Annotated in this window: 14 protein-coding genes and 1 tRNA gene; 7 read left to right on the top strand and 8 right to left on the bottom strand. The window is 60.4% G+C overall.

What is annotated here, in order from left to right; genetic code table 11:
• Window positions 1-4 precede the first annotated feature (4 nt).
• Window positions 5-985: a LysR family transcriptional regulator gene (locus tag ACQ4WN_RS06395; protein WP_436550759.1), complete on the top strand. Its 981-nt coding sequence runs from the start codon at window positions 5-7 to the stop codon at window positions 983-985.
• 147 nt (window positions 986-1,132) lie between these two features.
• The gene (locus tag ACQ4WN_RS06390) at window positions 1,133-2,419 is read left to right on the top strand and encodes a Glu/Leu/Phe/Val family dehydrogenase (RefSeq protein ID WP_219308343.1); all 1,287 of its coding nucleotides are present in this window, start codon (window positions 1,133-1,135) and stop codon (window positions 2,417-2,419) included.
• Window positions 2,420-2,598: 179 nt separating this feature from the next.
• Here the strand turns inward: ACQ4WN_RS06390 and galE are convergent, their stop codons facing one another.
• From galE to ACQ4WN_RS06375, 3 genes are all read right to left on the bottom strand, one after another.
• Window positions 2,599-3,618, bottom strand: coding sequence for a UDP-glucose 4-epimerase GalE (galE, locus tag ACQ4WN_RS06385; RefSeq protein WP_436550758.1), 1,020 nt, complete (start codon window positions 3,616-3,618; stop codon window positions 2,599-2,601).
• 149 nt (window positions 3,619-3,767) lie between these two features.
• On the bottom strand, window positions 3,768-4,448 hold the full coding sequence (trmB, locus tag ACQ4WN_RS06380) for a tRNA (guanosine(46)-N7)-methyltransferase TrmB (RefSeq protein ID WP_436550757.1): 681 nt from the start codon (window positions 4,446-4,448) through the stop codon (window positions 3,768-3,770).
• A 92-nt stretch (window positions 4,449-4,540) separates the two neighbouring features.
• A tRNA-Gly gene (locus tag ACQ4WN_RS06375) sits at window positions 4,541-4,614 on the bottom strand.
• A 476-nt stretch (window positions 4,615-5,090) separates the two neighbouring features.
• Between ACQ4WN_RS06375 and ACQ4WN_RS06370 the strand changes: the two genes are divergently transcribed.
• The 5 genes from ACQ4WN_RS06370 to rfbD all read left to right on the top strand — a co-directional run bounded on the left by ACQ4WN_RS06370 (window position 5,091) and on the right by rfbD (window position 9,249).
• Window positions 5,091-5,279 carry a hypothetical protein gene (locus ACQ4WN_RS06370; RefSeq protein WP_436550874.1) on the top strand — a complete coding sequence of 63 codons (189 nt, stop codon included), beginning with the start codon at window positions 5,091-5,093 and terminating at the stop codon, window positions 5,277-5,279.
• Window positions 5,280-5,774: 495 nt separating this feature from the next.
• Window positions 5,775-6,854: a dTDP-glucose 4,6-dehydratase gene (gene rfbB / locus ACQ4WN_RS06365; RefSeq protein WP_436550756.1), complete on the top strand. Its 1,080-nt coding sequence runs from the start codon at window positions 5,775-5,777 to the stop codon at window positions 6,852-6,854.
• The gene (gene rfbA / locus ACQ4WN_RS06360) at window positions 6,854-7,747 is read left to right on the top strand and encodes a glucose-1-phosphate thymidylyltransferase RfbA (protein WP_436550755.1); all 894 of its coding nucleotides are present in this window, start codon (window positions 6,854-6,856) and stop codon (window positions 7,745-7,747) included. Before rfbB ends, rfbA begins: the two co-directional genes overlap by 1 nt.
• A gap of 44 nt (window positions 7,748-7,791) precedes the next feature.
• Entirely contained in the window at window positions 7,792-8,337 is a 546-nt protein-coding gene (rfbC, locus tag ACQ4WN_RS06355) for a dTDP-4-dehydrorhamnose 3,5-epimerase (RefSeq protein WP_436550754.1), read from the top strand.
• Between the two features lie 39 nt (window positions 8,338-8,376).
• Window positions 8,377-9,249, top strand: a complete 873-nt coding sequence (rfbD, locus tag ACQ4WN_RS06350; protein WP_436550753.1) for a dTDP-4-dehydrorhamnose reductase — start codon at window positions 8,377-8,379, stop codon at window positions 9,247-9,249.
• A gap of 138 nt (window positions 9,250-9,387) precedes the next feature.
• On the opposite strand, the gene ACQ4WN_RS06345 is transcribed toward rfbD, so the two are convergent.
• The 5 genes from ACQ4WN_RS06345 to ACQ4WN_RS06325 form a co-directional block, all read right to left on the bottom strand.
• Window positions 9,388-10,089, bottom strand: coding sequence for a DUF4197 domain-containing protein (locus tag ACQ4WN_RS06345; protein WP_436550752.1), 702 nt, complete (start codon window positions 10,087-10,089; stop codon window positions 9,388-9,390).
• A gap of 178 nt (window positions 10,090-10,267) precedes the next feature.
• Entirely contained in the window at window positions 10,268-11,842 is a 1,575-nt protein-coding gene (locus tag ACQ4WN_RS06340) for an SEL1-like repeat protein (protein WP_436550751.1), read from the bottom strand.
• Window positions 11,843-11,845: 3 nt separating this feature from the next.
• Window positions 11,846-14,050, bottom strand: a complete 2,205-nt coding sequence (locus tag ACQ4WN_RS06335; RefSeq protein WP_436550750.1) for an EAL domain-containing response regulator — start codon at window positions 14,048-14,050, stop codon at window positions 11,846-11,848.
• A 5-nt stretch (window positions 14,051-14,055) separates the two neighbouring features.
• Window positions 14,056-16,209, bottom strand: a complete 2,154-nt coding sequence (locus tag ACQ4WN_RS06330) for an HDOD domain-containing protein (protein WP_436550749.1) — start codon at window positions 16,207-16,209, stop codon at window positions 14,056-14,058.
• A 202-nt stretch (window positions 16,210-16,411) separates the two neighbouring features.
• On the bottom strand, window positions 16,412-17,692 hold the full coding sequence (locus ACQ4WN_RS06325; protein ID WP_436550748.1) for a multidrug effflux MFS transporter: 1,281 nt from the start codon (window positions 17,690-17,692) through the stop codon (window positions 16,412-16,414).
• Window positions 17,693-17,781 lie beyond the last annotated feature (89 nt).

Here is a 17,781-nt window from a genome sequence, read left to right as displayed (position 1 = left end):
CGCGATGGAAACCAAATGGCTGGAAGACTTCATTTCGCTCGCTGAAACGCATAACTTCAGCCGTTCTGCGGCGCTGCGCCACGTCACCCAGCCCGCCTTTTCGCGGCGCATCCAGTCGCTGGAAAACTGGCTCGGCATCGACCTGGTCGACCGCACCTCCTATCCCACGCGCTTGACGCCGGCCGGCGCAGTTTTTTACGAGCAGGCGCTGGAAATGCTTGGGCAGATCAACGGCGTGCGCGCCCTGTTGCGCGGCAAGCGCGCGGCCACGCAAACGAGTGTCGATTTCGCCGTGCCGCATACCCTCTCGCTGACCTTCATGCCGAAGTGGCTGACGGCGCTGGAAGAAGGTTTCGCGCCCATCAACAGCCGTCTGATGGCGCTGAACGTGCACGACGCCGTGCTGCAGCTGGTCGACGGCGGCTGCGACCTGCTGCTGTGCTATCACCACCCGCGCCAGCCGGTGCAGCTGGACCCGGGCCGCTACGACATGCTGGTGATGGGGCGCGAAACCCTGCGCGCGTATGCGCGCTGCGGCCAGGACAAGGTGCCCGACTTCGTCCTGCCCGGCAGCGCCAAGGAGCCGCTGCCCTTCCTCTCCTACACCAGCAATGCCTATCTGGGACGCATGGTGGAATTGCTGGTGGCGGATGCCAAGGCGCCGCTGTTCCTGGAAACCTGCTACGAAACGGACATGGCCGAAGGCTTGAAAATGATGGCACTGGAAGGCCGCGGCATCGCCTTCCTGCCCGAATCGGCCGTCATGCGCGACGTCAAGTACAAGCACCTGGCGCGCGCCGACGGCGGTGCGCCAGGCTGGGAAATCGAACTGGAAATCCGCCTGTATCGGGAACGCCCATCGGGCCTGCGTCCCGGCAAGGCGATTGTCGAAAGCCTGTGGCAGTACCTGGTGCAGGCGCAGGAAAGCGCAGCGCGCAGCGGAAAAAAACGTCGGCGTGCAGCCTTCACCACAATTCCATCCTGACACCCAATCTATGCAATAAATGCATAACCGGATGCGCACAAAGCATTGGCCGGGGCATGAGGCTATCGCCTACGATGCGGTTCCGCTGCGCGCAGCTGCATCTCGGCTGTGCCTCTAACGTATTCGTATTGTCAGGAGCTTTCAAGCATGACCAGCAAGCACGCACTTCCTTCCTACCTCAATCCTGAAGACCTGGGCCCATGGGGCGTCTACCTCGAGCAGATCGACCGCGTTACGCCGTACCTGGGCAACCTGTCGCGCTGGGTGGAAACGTTGAAGCGTCCAAAGCGCATCCTGACGGTCGACGTGCCTATCGAGCGCGATGACGGCACCATTGCCCACTACGAAGGCTACCGCGTGCAGCACAATCTGTCGCGCGGCCCGGGCAAAGGCGGCGTGCGCTTCCACCAGGACGTGACCCTGTCGGAAGTGATGGCTCTGTCGGCCTGGATGACGGTCAAGAATGCAGCCGTCAACGTGCCATACGGCGGCGCCAAGGGCGGTATCCGTGTCGATCCGAAGACCCTGTCGCGCAACGAACTGCAACGCCTGACCCGCCGCTACACGAGCGAGATCAGCATGATCATCGGACCGAACAAGGATATCCCTGCACCGGACGTCAACACGAATGAACAAGTCATGGCGTGGATGATGGACAGCTACGCCATGATCGGCGGCAATATGTCGACCGGCGTGGTGACGGGCAAACCAATCTCGCTGGGCGGCAGCCTGGGTCGCCGCGATGCGACGGGCCGCGGCGTGTTCGTCGTCGGTTGCGATGCTGCTGCCAAGGTCGGCATGTCGCTCGAAGGCGCGAAAGTCATCGTGCAAGGTTTCGGCAACGTGGGCGGCGTCGCTGCACGCATGTTCGCTGAAGCCGGTTCGAAAATCGTCGCGGTACAAGACCACAAGACCACCGTCGTGCATGCCGGCGGCTTGAACATCCCGCAATTGCTGGCACACGTGGCCGAAGTGGGCAGCGTCGAAGGCTTCCCGGGCGCCGAGGCATTCGTGCCGCGCGAAGATTTCTGGGGCATCGATTGCGACATCCTGATCCCGGCCGCGCTGGAACAGCAGATCACCGCCGAACGCGCACAAGTCATCCGCGCCAAGATCATCCTGGAAGGCGCGAATGGCCCGACCCTGCCGGCAGCGGACGACATCCTGACCGACCGAGGCGTGCTGATCGTGCCGGACGTGCTGGCCAACGCCGGTGGCGTGACCGTCAGCTACTTCGAGTGGGCACAGAACTTCTCGAGCTTCTTCTGGACCGAAGAAGAAATCAACAGCCGCCTGACCCGCATCATGCGCGAAGCGTTCGACGCGGTATGGCAAGTGTCGCAAGAGAAGAAAGTGTCGATGCGTACCGCCACCTTCATCCTGGCGTGCACGCGCGTGCTGCAAGCTCGCGAAGTGCGCGGTTTGTACCCTTGATGGCTGCCTGAGAACATGCCTGGGGCGTTGTTGCTTCGCCTCGCCGTACTAGCGTACTGTCTTCGGCTTTGCGCCTAGCCCCAGACATTTTTCAAGCGCCATTGGTTTGCTGGCGCTCTAAAAAAAATCCCGCCACACTTTTGTGTGAGCGGGATTTTTTTATGGGCGCCGGCTTTGCTTCAAGCTGCGTAGCCTTGCGGGTTCTGGTGCTGCCAGCGCCAGTGGTCGCGGCACATGTCGTCGATGTTTTTCTGCGCTTGCCAGCCCAGCAGTTCCTTCGCCTTGTCGGCAGAGGCGTAGCAGCTGGCGATGTCGCCGGGGCGGCGCGGCACGATGTCGTAGGGGACTTGGCGGCCGCTGGCCGCTTCGAAGGCGCGCACGGTATCGAGCACGCTGTAGCCGTGGCCCGTGCCCAGGTTGACGGTAAAGCCGCCCTCGGTGGAAAACAGGCGATTCAACGCCGCCACATGGCCCAGCGCCAGGTCGACCACATGGATATAGTCGCGCACGCCCGTGCCGTCCGGCGTAGCGTAGTCGTTGCCGAAGACGGCCAGGCGCTCGCGGCGGCCGACGGCCACCTGGGCGATGAAGGGCATCAGGTTGTTCGGGATACCAGCAGGATCTTCACCGATCAGGCCGCTGGCATGCGCACCCACCGGGTTGAAATAGCGCAACACACCGACTTGCCATTGAGCATCAGCATGCACGAGATCGGCCAGGATCTGCTCGACCATCAGCTTCGAGCGGCCGTATGGGTTGGTCACGGACAGGCGCGACGATTCCAAAATCGGCAAGGCTTCCGGGTCGCCATACACGGTGGCCGACGAGCTGAACACAAAACGCTGCACATTGGCCGCTGCCAGCACTTCCAGCAGCGCCACGGTGCCCGTCACATTATTGTCCATGTACATCAGCGGCTGGGCCACGGATTCGCCCACCGACTTCAGGCCCGCGAAATGGATCACCGCGTCGATGGCATGCTCGCGCAGGACGGTGGCCATGGCCGCACGGTCGCGCACGTCAGCCTCGTAGAAAGGCACGCTTTTGCCGGAAATGCGCTCCACGCGCGCCATTGCTTCGCGTGCGCTATTGCACAGATTATCCACCGCGATCACATCAAAGCCGGCAGCCAGCAATTCGACGCACGTATGCGAGCCGATGAAACCGGATGCACCGGTCACGAGTATTTTCTTGGGCATAATATCAATCAATGCAAAAAAGATAAGACTACCGTAATTCACCCACCTTGCCTAGCCAGCGACGCTAACGCGCGCATTAAAAAAGCCTGCGGCGTCACCGCGGCAGGCTTGTTCTCGTGCAAACGGCACAGGTGGGCAAACCGCCAGGTTTATTTCTTGATGAACACCAGATCCCACACGCCATGGCCCAGCTTCAAGCCACGGTTTTCAAACTTGGTCAGCGGACGGTACGCTGGCTGCGGTGCATAAGCATCGGCGCTATTGTGCAACTGCGGCTCGGCGCCCAGTACCTCCAGCATTTGTACCGCGTAATCTTCCCAATCGGTGGCGCAATGCAGATAGCCGCCCGGCGCCAGACGATCGGTCAATTGCTTGACGAACGGCGACTGGATCAGGCGGCGCTTGTTGTGGCGCGCCTTGTGCCATGGATCGGGGAAAAACACGTGGATACCGGCCAGCGAATTGGCGGGAATCATATGTGTGAGCACTTCCACGGCATCGTGCTGCAGCAGGCGCAGATTCGTCAGCGACTCTTCACCGATCAGTTTCAACAGACTGCCGACACCGGGCGTATGCACTTCGACGCCGATAAAATCCTTCTCCGGCATGGCCTTGGCGATATGCGCAGTCGTCGCCCCCATGCCAAAACCGATTTCCAGAATGACCGGCGCCTTGCGGCCGAACACCTGCTCGAAGTCCATGGACTCCTTGGCGAAAGGCAACAGGAACTGCGGCCCCAGGGTCTCAAGCGCACGCGCCTGCGCGACAGACAGCCGTCCCGCGCGGGTCACGAAGCTGCGGATGCGGTGTTCGGTCGGATCGTACATCATCGGCCGCGCCGGGCCGTTTGCTGGGGTATCAGAAGACATGGGAATGAGGAAATAAGTGGCCGCGCCGCATAAAGCCAGGCGCCAGCGAAAAATGGAGCGGGTGAAGGGAATCGAACCCTCGTCGTAAGCTTGGGAAGCTTCTGCTCTACCATTGAGCTACACCCGCGAAGCCTGCATTTTACGCGGCTTTCACCACTGTTGGCAACGTTGCAGCATGGTTGCTGTGATCGAAAATGCGATGGCCGATTTCTCCGAGGTGTGATGGCCGTAAGTGTCAAGCTCCAAGCATCCTATGCCAGGCGCTCAGCGGATGCATTCAACTGTCACGTATTCCTGAACAAAACTGGATAAGACAGACGAATCGGTGAAAAATAAATGATCCGAAGCCAGAGGACGACTGATTGGCACCCCAGATTGCCAATTGGTGGCATAGTGGATTAAAGAAGCCGTCGGCCTAGGCGAGGCCGGCGTGCAAAGGCTTGCGAAATGGCGGCATCAGGCTGCGCACCTGTCACCGCTGGACGCAGGAAGACGGCCATGACAAGACGGACGGCCGTAAAGCAAGCCAACGCACGGCGCCGGGCAACAAGCTCAGCGAAGACGAGTAGCGGCAGATACTCATGCTCGCCGATAGCGCTAAGTTTGGCCGTACAAGCAACATACGGCTTCGCCGGTGTCGGCGTTGCTGCGGTGCTGGCACCACTGCTGGCCTGGGGCATCGCGCTGCGGCTCCAGCCTGTCGACATCTACGGCTACCTCAATCGTGTCCAGTCAAGCCGTCGACTTGAGCGCGAAGCGCAGCGCAACGTCGAACTTAATGAAGCTGCTTGATCTCGCCGGCATCATGGAGGCGGTCAGGGCGTATGCGCTTGTACTGGATCTACCGCGTCTGTTTGGACTGCTTTCCTTGGTGGTCGGCTCACCGAATCCAGAAAACAGAATCAGCTCTTCTAACGTCTCGTCAACCCGCAACACGGCCACAACCACGCGCAGTTCGGCAAACTGCAGCTATATTTGAGTTTTTACACAGCCTGGGTCGATTGTAGCCCTTTGCGTAAACTGGAAATGGGAGCTTGTCGATACATACCTATATTTGCAGCGAGCGTGAGCCGACACCAAAAAATTTGCATTTCGGACGACAAAACCCGCAGGACTGCGTTCCTTTCCCCACCTGCTGAAGTCATCTTATAGTATTATTATCACAATATCCAAAAAATATCAAATATATAATTTTGTGGCGCAGTGGCACATTCAGTCAAGTCGCCCATCGACGATTGCACACTCGGAACGCCTGTGAATTGGTGCAAGTGGGCAAAGGAAAAAGAAATGATTTTAGTGACTGGCGGCGCCGGCTTCATCGGCTCCAACTTTGTAAGGGACTGGCTGGCAATCAACGATGAGCCCGTAATCAATTTTGACAAACTGACTTACGCTGGCAATCTCAGCAATCTGGCCAGCCTGGAGCAAGACCCGCAGCATCTATTTGTGCGTGGCGATATTTGCGATACCGCTCACATCTCCCGCCTGCTGACAGAACACCAACCACGCGCCATCGTGCATTTTGCCGCAGAAAGCCATGTCGATCGCTCGATCCATAGCCCCGGCGAATTCATTACCACCAACATCAATGGTACCTTCAGCCTGCTCGAAGCGGCACGCGCCTATTGGAGCGGCTTGACGGGCGAGGCCAAGGATGGTTTCCGCTTCCTGCACGTCTCGACCGACGAGGTCTATGGCACGCTGGGACCGAATGACCCGCCATTCACGGAAACGACCCCGTATGCGCCAAACAGCCCCTATTCGGCATCGAAAGCGGCGTCCGACCATCTGGTGCGCGCGTATTTCCATACGTACGGCATGCCGGTGCTCACCACCAACTGTTCGAATAACTATGGTCCCTTCCATTTCCCGGAAAAACTGATTCCGCTCATCATCAGCAATGCGCGCGCCGGCAAAGACTTGCCTGTCTATGGCGATGGCATGCAAGTGCGCGACTGGCTGTACGTGGGCGACCATTGCTCGGCGATTCGCCGCGTGCTCGAGGCGGGGCGCCTGGGCGAGGTCTACAACGTGGGCGGCTGGAATGAAATGGCCAACCTGGAAGTCGTGCACACCTTGTGCGACATCCTCGATACGCTGGCCCCGAAAGCGTCCGGCAGTTATCGCGGGCAAATCACCTATGTGCAGGACCGCCCTGGCCATGACCGCCGCTATGCCATCGACGCGCGCAAGATCGAGCGCGAACTGGGCTGGAAGCCGGCCGAAACCTTCGCCACCGGCATACGCAAGACCGTCCAGTGGTACCTGGATAACCAGGCCTGGGTGCGCGATGTCCAGTCGGGCGACTACCTGAAATGGGTAGAGAAAAACTACGCGGCACGCGACATGGCGCGGGAGCAGAAATAATGGACGGCATCATCGAACGCAAGGGCATCATCCTGGCCGGTGGTTCCGGCACGCGTCTGTATCCCGTCACCATGGCCGTATCGAAGCAGTTGCTGCCCGTGTATGACAAGCCGATGATTTACTATCCGCTGACCACCCTGATGCTGGCCGGCATACGCGATATCCTGATCATTTCCACGCCACAAGATACGCCGCGCTTCCAGGAGTTGCTGGGCGATGGCAGCCAGTGGGGCATCAAACTCAGCTACGCCGTGCAGCCAACTCCGGACGGCCTGGCACAAGCGTTCATCATCGGCCGCGAATTTGTCGGCGACGCGCCATCGGCGCTTATTTTGGGCGACAATATTTATTACGGCCACGACTTCGAAACGCAATTGCGCGAAGCATCCGCACGTACCAGCGGCTCGACCGTGTTCGCCTATCATGTCACCGATCCAGAACGTTATGGCGTGGTCGACTTCGACGCACAGCGGCGCGCCGTCAGCATCGAAGAAAAACCGCTCAAGCCAAAATCGAACTACGCCGTCACCGGCCTGTATTTCTACGACAGCCAGGTGTGCGATATTGCCGCAGGCATCGCCCCGTCCCCACGTGGCGAGCTGGAAATCACGGATGTCAACCGCACTTATCTGGAGCGGGGACAGTTGAACGTCGAACTGATGGGCCGCGGCATGGCCTGGCTCGATACAGGCACGCATGAGTCCCTGCTGGAGGCGGGCCAATTCATCGCCACTATCGAAAATCGCCAGGGTTTGAAAGTCGCCTGTCCGGAGGAAATCGCCTATCGTAAAGGCTATATCGATGCCGCCAAACTGGAGCAACTGGCGCATCCATTAAAGAAAAACGCGTATGGTCAATATCTGCTGCGTTTACTCAACGACAAGATATTCTGACACGCACCGCGCTTTCCACTTAGTTCCTACGATACCGATACACCATGCAAATCCAGACCACAGCTATTCCTGACGTGCTGATACTCGAACCGACCGTGTTCGGTGACGACCGCGGCTTTTTCTATGAAAGCTTTAACCAGAAGCGCTTTGCCGAACTGAGCGGCGTTACGCGCCCTTTCGTGCAGGACAATCATTCCAAGTCGGCCAAGGGCGTGTTGCGCGGCCTGCACTATCAGATCCAGCAGCCGCAAGGCAAGCTGGTACGTGTGACCGCCGGCGAAGTCTTCGATGTCACCGTCGACCTGCGTCAAAACTCGCCAACCTTCGGCCGCTGGGTCGGCGTCGTGCTGTCGGCCGCCAACAAACGCCAGCTATGGATACCTGAAGGCTTCGCCCACGGCTTCCTGGTCACCAGCGACAACGCTGAATTCCTGTACAAAACCACCGATTACTGGGCACCAGAATTTGAGCGTAGCTTGCTGTGGAATGACCCGGCAATCGGTATCGAATGGCCGTTGGACGGAGAACCGCTATTGTCGGGCAAGGACAAAGCCGCGACATTGCTGGCCGATGCCGACCTCTTCACCTGAGCACCGCAATATAGCCGCGCCGCATTCACGGGAACAAATATGAGCCGTATCTTAGTTACAGGAAAAACCGGCCAGGTCGGCTACGAGCTGGAACGCAGCCTGCAAGGTCTGGGTGACATCATCGCGCTAGACCGCAGCCAGATGGATTTGGCAGATCTTGATCAGGTACGCGATGTGATCCGCCGTATCAAGCCGACGCTGATCGTCAACCCGGCCGCATACACCGCTGTCGACAAGGCCGAGAGCGAGCCTGAACTGGCACTGCGCATCAATGGAGTAGCGCCGGGCGTCATGGCGGAAGAAGCGAAAAAACTAGGCGCGGCAATGATTCATTACAGTACCGATTATGTCTTTGATGGGTCGAAAGACGGCGCCTACGTCGAAACCGATCCGACCGGTCCAGTAAATGTCTATGGCAGCAGCAAGCTGGCTGGCGAGCAAGCCATTCAGGCGGCCGGCATCCCGCACCTGATTCTGCGCACCAGCTGGGTTTACGGCATGCACGGAAAAAACTTTCTGCTCACCATGCTTCGTCTGGCAAAAGAACGTGAGGAACTCAGTATTATCTCCGATCAATTCGGCGCACCGACCTGGAGCCGCACCATCGCCGACACCACCGCGCACATCATCGCGCAAAGCCTGGTGGCGAACGACCAGCATGCATGGTGGGAAGAACGTTCAGGACAGTATCATTTGACGGCGCAGGGCAGGACGACATGGTTTGGTTTCACCGAAGCAATCATGGCCCATGCATCGATCACTAACAAACCCAAAGTGAAGCCAATCCTGGCCAAAGACTATCCGCTGCCCGCGAAACGCCCCAGCAATTCGGTCCTGTCGTCGCAACGCCTGATGGCTACTTTTTGCAGTCTGCCTGAATGGCAGGAAGCCTTGAAGCTGTGCCAAGACTGAAGCAGTATCCGATCCAAAATGTATGTGACAGAATTTAAACATTGTTTTTTTGAAACAAATGCTTAACTCGTTTCTCTTGCGCTACACTTGTCAATGTGGCGCAAACGCTGCCTGCTGTTTTGCAGCAAGCGTCACCACTCACTGCAAACTGCCAAATACTTTGCCGATAATCTTGCTGCCGTAAGCAAGCGGATTACTGCGGATGGCTTTCTCTTCCTCGCCTATCATCAGGTACAGGCCGTCAATTGCCCGGTCGGTAACGTAAGCTTCCACCGTCGATTGCTGCTGCGGCACCAGTCCCGTCTTGCCGATCTGGCTCATGGTGCTATTGTATTTGCTGGCCAGGCCGGAACGGTCGGTCACGGATTTCACGATGGGCAGGAATTTGACGGCCAGCGGCGCTGATGTTTTCTGGCGGAAAAAGTCCGTCACCGACGTGTCGCCACCGGACAGGATATTTTTCGCATCGCTCACGCTCATCGACTTCACCGCATTGAGCAGCAAAGGCTTGGCCATGGGCACGGCAGACTCGGCGGCACGGTTCATCGCCACCACCAGATCGTCCAATTGCTGGCCGCGCCCCGTCATTTTCAACAAAGGCTTGGCTTGCTCCAGGATGCCTGGCAGCTTGATTTTGACCTTGTCGTTGTTCAGGAAGCCATTCTCGACTCCCAATTTCGATACGGCGGCAGCGGAGCCGGCTTCCAGTGCCGCTTTCAAGCCATTGCTCGCATCCTGGTTGCTGAGGGCATCCAGGGGACTGGCATTGCTGGCGCCAGACGACAGCAATGCCAGCGCACACAGGATAGCGGCGGGACGGCCAGGGAATGGGTTCAGCATGGTTTTCCTTTTCTAAAGAATAGTCAGACCACCTTCTTCTGGCACCTTAGCACATCAAAACTGCAAATACCGCAGCAATTTTTTGTGTCCGGGGAAAACAAGGGGCGCCACAGATGGGGAAGGGAAAGGACTATACAGCAGCTGTTGTATTCGCACACGCTAACGCCGGCGGCAAAGCTTAGCCTGCTATCGCCGCCAGATGTTCGCGCACCCGCGCCAGATCTGTCTCGCGCATGCGCGCCGCTGTCTGGCGCAAGGATTTTTCCGCGCCGGCCACGCCGGCCGCCACGGCCATCGACAGCCAGATATACGCCTGCTGCAAATCGAGCGGGCCACCCTGGCCGCTGGCCGCCATCAAGCCCAGATTCATTTGCGCCCGTGCATGACCCTGGCGTGCGGCCAGCGCATACCAGTCCCAGGCGGCAGCATAATCCTGCGGCACATCCTGGCCATTGTCATGCCGCAGGCCCAACGCAAACTGGGCCAGGCTGTGGCCCTGCGCGGCGGCGCGGCAATAGCAGGCGCAGGCCAGCTGGCTATCGGGCGCCGGGCCATCATCACGATCGTGCAAGACGCCCTGCATGTATTGCGCCGGTGCGTAATCCTGCTCTGCGGCGCGGCGGTACCACTCCAGCGCCAGCGACAGATCCTGCGGCACGCCCTGGCCATGTTCGTAGCGCAGGCCCAGGTCAAACTGCGCCCGCACATGTCCCTGGTCGGCCGCCTTGCGGTACCAGAAGATGGCTTCCTGCGCATCGACTGGCGTACCCTGTCCATGCTCATGCAAAAGTCCCAGCTGATACTGCGCGGCGGGAAAACCCTGCCCGGCCGCCTGGCGATAGAACACCTGCGCCTGGGTATAGTCCTGCGCGCCATGTTCATGGTGCAGGCCCAGGTTGTGCTGGGCCGCCGCGTGGCCCTGCCCTGCCGCCTTCACGTACCACTCCAGCGCCACCTGCTTGTCGCAGGGCACGCCCTGTCCATTGTCGTAGATCAGACCCAGATTGAACTGCGAACTGGCGTGGCCCTGCTCGGCGGCGCGGCGGTACCAGGTGATCGCCTGCCCGCTGTCCTGCGGCAGCACGTCGCCGTTTTCATAGCGCAGCGCCAGGTTGAACTGGGCCGGCGCATAACCCTGCTCGGCCGCCTTGCGCAGCCAGGCAGTCGCCTGCTGGCGGTCCTGCCGCACACCCTGGCCATTGTCGTAGCGCAGGCCCAGGTTGAACTGGGCGCGCGCATAGCCCTGTTCGGCCGCCCTGCGGTACCAGGCGATGGCTTGCACGAAATCCTGCGGCACGCCCTTGCCATTGTCATACATCATGCCCAGATTGTTTTGTGCCCCCGCGTCGCCCTGCTCCGCCGCGCGGCTGAACCACAACATGGCTAGCCCGCTGTCCTGCGCGAGTCCCTGGCCCTTGGCATACAGCCAGCCCAGGTTATATTGCGCCGCCGCGTAACCCTGCTCGGCCGCCTGCTGGTACCAGTGCGCGGCCTGCACAAAATCCTGTGCCACGCCCTGCCCCTTCTGGCACATGACACCCAGGTTGTATTGCGCGTGCTCGAGTCCCTGAGCGGCAGCCAGGCCATACCAGTGCAATGCCAGCGCATAGCTTTGCTCGATACCCTGGCCATTGAAATACATGAAGCCCAGGCCGTGCTGGGCATTCGCATTGCCTTTCTCGGCCAGTCCTTTCAGGCGCAGGTAATCAGCCGTGTAATGAGCAGCCGTGTAGCGGGGAGCGGCAGGCGGCATGGGTCAGGCCTCGATGGCCAGCGGCTGCGGTACGCCCGGTGCGGCATCGGCGATCAGACGATTCTGCTCCTGCAGAACGCCGATGAAGCTGGCCAGCGAAATGGGCCGGTGGTACAGATAGCCCTGCATCGTGGTGCAGCCCTTGTCCTGCAGATAGCGCGCCTGGCCTTCCGTCTCCACGCCTTCGGCAATCAGGTGCAGGCCCAGTCCGCGCGCGATCGAGATGATGGCCAGGATGACGGGATAGTGTCCGTGCTCGTCGTGGATTTCCTTGACAAACGACTGATCGATCTTGATGGTGTGGATGGGGAAGCGGTGCAGGTACGACAGCGAGGAATAGCCGGTACCGAAATCGTCGATGGCGACCGACACGCCCAACTGGCACAACTTGTTCAACTGCTCGATCGCATATTGCGGATTGCGGATGCAGATGTTTTCCGTGATTTCCACCTCAATCTTTTCCGGCGCGATGCCGTAGCGCGTCAGCGCACCGCGCATCTTTTCGAAAAAGTCGCCCCTGTCCAGGTATTGCGGCGACAGATTCAGCGACAGGCGCACAGCTTCGCCGCCGGCCGCATTCCACTGCACCAGATCGCGGCACAGGGCGCCCAGCATCCAGTCCGAGATCGGCAGCATCAAGCCGTTTTCCTCGGCAAACGGCAGGAATTCGCCGGCCGTCAGCAAGCCCCGTTGCGGGTGGTTCCAGCGCATCAGGCCTTCGGCGCCGACGATGCGGCCCGTCATCACATCCACCTGCGGCTGGTAATACATCTCCAGCTGGTTCAGCTCCAGCGCTTTGCGCAAGCTCTGCTCGAGCGCGATCTTCTGGTGCGATACATCGAGCATGGACTCGTGATAAAAACTGTGGCCGTTCTTGCCCAGCGCCTTGACCTGGTACATGGCGATGTCGGCATGGCGCAGCAACTCGTCGATGGTATCGCCATCGCCCGGATAGATGGCGATACCGATGGAGGCCGAAATATGCACCTGGTTACCATCAAGGTCGAAGGGCTGGTGCAGGCATTCGAGGAATTTGTCGGCGATCAGGCGTGCATCCTGACGGTCGCGCAGTTCCGGCAGCACGATGGTGAATTCATCACCGCCCTGACGCGCCAGCGTATCGCCGCGGCGCAAACAATCCTTCAGACGCAGCGCCACCTGCTGCAGCAACTCGTCGCCCTTCACGTGGCCCAGCGTGTCGTTGACCAGCTTGAAGCGATCGAGATCGATGAACATCACGGCCAGTTCCGTCAGCTTGCGCCGCGCCTGGATCACGGCCAGCCCCAGGCGATCCTTGAAAAGCATGCGGTTCGGCAGGTCTGTCAGGATGTCGTGGTAAGCCTGGTAGGAGATGACTTCCTCGGCGCGCTTGCGGTCGGTAATGTCACGCGCCACGCCATAGGTGCCGAAGTATTCCTGCTTCCTGGCGTCGTGATCGAGGCTGTGCATGCCGATCGAATTGAGCGGAATCGTCATCAGCGTGTTATTAAAGGTACGGTCGCTGCCGCTGCCGCTATGGCACTTCAGGCGCAGTTCTACATTGCGCGAGGCGCGCTCGTCGAGGCGGCGCTCATTGAAGGCATAGCGCGCACGCTCCTGGTCTTCATCGTGCACGAGGATGGAGTAATGACTGCCGATCAGCTCTTCGCGGCTGAAGCCCAGCAACTGCTGCACCCTGTCGTTGATGAAGGTGATGCGGCCTTCGTGGTTCAAGGTGTAGATGATGTCGGGCGAGCTGTCGACCAGGTAGCGGTACATCTTTTCCGAGTTTTCCAGCTGCAGCGCGATGCGCTCGTTCTCCAGCGCCAGCTTGCGCTTTTGCAGCGCGTTCTCCACTGTCTTGAGCAGCTCCTCGCGGCTGTAGGGCTTGCGCAGATAATCGTAGGCGCCACGTTTCAGCGCGCCGATGGCAGCCTCGATGCCAACGTCGCCGCTCATGACGATCACGTCGCCCTCGATGCCGCGCCGGTTGATGTGGTCCATGATTTCATGGCCGCTCATGTCGGGCAGGCGCAAATCGAGCAGGATCAGGTCGAAGCGCAGTTTCGACAACTGCGCCAGCGCCTCGCTGCCGCAGGTGGCCGTGTACAGCTGGTAGCCGCGGTCCTTCAGCAATTCGTGGAGGGAGGCGAGCAGGCGGGGCTCGTCATCGACGAGCAGGATGCGCGGGCTGTTTTCCAGGTCAAATGGAATGGCGGAGGAGTTCATGGAGGTTACGAAGACAAGGCGATATTGCCGGGTGCGGGCAGCGCGGCTGCAGCGGTTGTCGACACGGGAATGGGCAGTAAAATTTCAAACGACGTGCCGGACTTGCTGCTGCGGCAGCCAATCACGCCATGCAGGCGGGTGACCAGGTCATGCACGATGGACAAGCCCAGGCCGTGATGCGCTCCTTCCTTGCAGCTGCGCACGGGGGAAAACAGATTGGCCAGCACTTCCGGCGCCAGGCCGGCGCCATTATCGCTGACGCACAATTCCAGATACAGGCGACGGTCGCGGTTGACGTGCCCCCGGTTCGCCACTTCGATGCGCCCGCCATCGGGCAGCGCTTCGACGGCGTTTTTCAGCAGGTTGAGCAGGATTTGCTTGAGCATGTCGGCATCGGCCTCCACCTCGCATGGCGCGTCCTGCATGCGCGTGACCACCTCGATCTTCGGCGGCAGGAAGTCGGTGGCGCGGAACAATCGCAGTACGTCATCGACCACGCGCGCGCAATCGGTGACGCCACTTACCGCCACCGGCTGCAAATCGGCCAGGCCGCCGATCAACTGCCCGACCCGGTCGATTTCTTCGTTCAGGATAGCCATCTCGCCGCTGACCTGCTCCTGCTTCTCCAGCTTGTGATCGAGTACGCTCAGATAGTTCTTGATGATGGACAGCGGATTATTCACTTCATGCACGACGCGGCGCGAGGCGGCGCGGTATTCCTCGGCCACATGATCGAGCTGGCGCCGAGCCAGGCCGCGCGCACTGATAGCCGTTTCCAGCGCCGTGGCAGCCTGGTTGGCATACGCACGCAGGAAACCCTCGCGCTTCTGGCAAGCGGCAATCTGCCACGCCGCCACGCCGCCGATCAGCACCCCAAGGCTGCGCTGACCCGACGCCAAAGGTATGCAGACCAGGCTGTCTGTGCCGAGAATGCGGAATAACTGCTCCTCGACGATGCCCAGCGCCGGCATATCGCGTTTCAAGAACGCCTGCTTAAATTCCAGCGCCGAAGCGGCCAGCGGACCGCCCTTGGCCAGCGGGATCGAGAAGCCGGCCAGGCGCTGCTGATGTTCGCCCGCCGCTACGCCCACCAGCGCATGACCGGTCGGGTTTTGCAGCAGGATGACAGCGGTGTCAAAGTCGAACAGGATGCGCGCCGAGCGCGTGATGGCTTCGAGCAGCTTGCTCTCGCCCTGCTGCCGGGCAAAGGTCTGGCCCACCTCGGATACCAGCACCATGTTGCGCACTTCGTCGGTCAGGCGTTGCTGCACCGGATCGACGGATGGCGGAGCATATGCGGGCGGGGTGGCGATATCTTCCGCGCCGGCCAGGTCGATGCCCAGGTGTTGCGCGGCCTGCTCCACCTGGCGTGCAACGCCTCCGGCCAGGTCTTCCAGTACCTCCACCTCCAGCGCGCATAGCTGCGCCGCCTGCGCAATCGATTCCGCATCGTCGGCATGGCAGCACAGCAGGTGCGCCAGGCGCACGATGCGGATCAAAGGATGGCTGGCCTCCAGGCGCGCCAGCGGCTCATGGTGATACAGCACGCTGTCGGCCAGGAAGGAATCGAGATGCCAGCGCTCGATCAGCCAGGCGCCCGCTTCGGCATGCGTGATCTGCAAGGTGCGCTGCTCCACCGCACACAGGGCGGCATCGTCGCGCGCCGTGAAATTGAATGCGTATTCCTTCGGCGCCGTAGCCAGCAAAGCCAGGCGGCCCACGTTGTGCAGCAATCCCGCCAGGTACGCTTCCTCAACGTGCGGATAGGCCATGGCCTTGGCCAGCGCGCGCGCCATGACGGCGGCCGACAGCGAGCTTTTCCAGAAGGCGCGCAAATCCGTGCTGCCGGAATGGGGAAAGCTGTTGAAGGTCTGGAAGACGGATTCGCTGATGACCAGGGTCTTGATCATGTCCGTGCCCAGCGACACGAGCGACTGTTCCAGGCTGACGACCTTGCCCAGGCGATGGTATGCCGAGCTGTTGGCCACGCCGAGAATTTTGCTGGTCATGCCCGCATCCTTGGCGATCAGGGCGGCCAGCTCCGGCATGCCGGCATCGTCGGCCTGCAGGTGGGCGATCAGCTTGATGAGAATCTGCGGCATGGCCGGCAGGCGGGCAATCAGCAGGCGATTGCGAATATCGTGATCAGATTGATGCATCGTATCAGGCATTGCCGGTTCGAAAAGGATGAGCGCTCAGCAGCGAAGCGCGGCCACGTCAGAGGAATCCTCTACTCCTGTAACCCAAAAACAAACTGCCTGAGAGGATGCCGGGAAAAAAGTCATCTTATCATAAGCGCTGGAGATTACTTGCAATATAGAAAATTAAGTTGAATTAAACCCAGCGTTCTGCCATGGAAACTTATGCCCTGAAGGAACCCAGCAAACGGTGGCGAAAGCGCCGCGATATCAGCCACAGAACCAGCGCCAGGCCCGTAAACGCCAGCTGGCCCGACGCCAGCCACAGCACGGAACCGGACAGCAGCGGCGAGATCACGCCGGCCACCACGGCACCGAGCAAGGTGCTGGCGAACGACTGGCACGAGGCGACAGTGCCGCGGATATGCGGGAACAGATCCAGCGCCAGCAGAGTCGCGCCCGGCCCCACCAGCGACATGCCGAAGGTGTAGAAAAACAGGGGCAGCACCGACCAGGGCAAGGATGGCGGCAGGAACAGGTGATACACGACGTTGACGCTGGCAGCGCACAGCAGGAAGGCGAAGCCGATGCCGATCTGGCGCGCGAACGTCACCTTGCCGGCGATGCGGTTGGCCGCCAGGGCTCCCATGAAAATGCCGCTCACGCACGGGATGAACAGCCAGCCGAACTGCGAGGGTCCCAGGTGCAGCTGCTTGGGCAGCATTTCCGGCGCAGCCGTGATGAACAGGAACAGGCCCGCGAAATTGAGGGCGACGATGCCGGCCTTGATGTGGAACAGGGGCGAGCGCAGGATCTGGCCATAGCTCGATGCCAGGAAACGGGGATTGAAGGGCTGGCGTTTTTCCATCGGCAAGGTTTCAGGCAAGCGCCAGTAGCAGAAGGCCAGCAGGATCACCGTGTAAAAGGCGAGGAACAGGAAAATCGAGCGCCAGTCGAACCAGATGACGATCCAGCCACCCAGAATCGGCGCCACGGCCGGGGCGATGGAAAAGATCATCGTCACCAGCGACAGCAAACGCGCCGCCGCCGCATCGGCATACAGGTCGCGGATGATGGCGCGGCTGATCACCACGCCGGCGCCGGCCGAGACGCCCTGCAGGATGCGGAAGAACCATAAATAATGCACCGTGTGCGCCGAAGCGCAGCCGAGCGAGCCGATGGCAAACATCAGCAGCGATACCAGCACCACGTTGCGCCGGCCAAAGGTGTCCGAGATCGCGCCATGCCACAGCACCATGCCGGCAAAGGCCAGCATGTAGAACGTCAGCGACTGCTGCACTTCCAGCGGCGACGCTTGCAGCGAACCCTGGATCGCGCCAAAGGCGGGCAGATAGGTGTCGATCGACAGAGGCCCCAGCATCGACAGCCCGGCCAGCATCATGGCCAGCGCACCGCGGCTCAGCGGCGCCATGTGGCTCGGGGTGGGAGGCGGAACGGGCGTAACCGGGTCGGGCGGCACGTTGGCCGGAGGGGTGGGAAACATGGCGGATCCAGGGTGACACATCCGGCTTTCTCAGCTGCCAAAATATCTGAGAAAACCGTAGCGAGCGGCCGCCAATTGCGGCCGAGAAG

It is taken from the genome of Janthinobacterium pasteuri, from assembly GCF_051380775.1.
GTDB lineage: Bacteria > Pseudomonadota > Gammaproteobacteria > Burkholderiales > Burkholderiaceae_D > Janthinobacterium.
The sequence above is the reverse complement of the archived record's forward strand: the minus strand, read 5'-3'. Positions and strand labels throughout refer to the sequence as shown.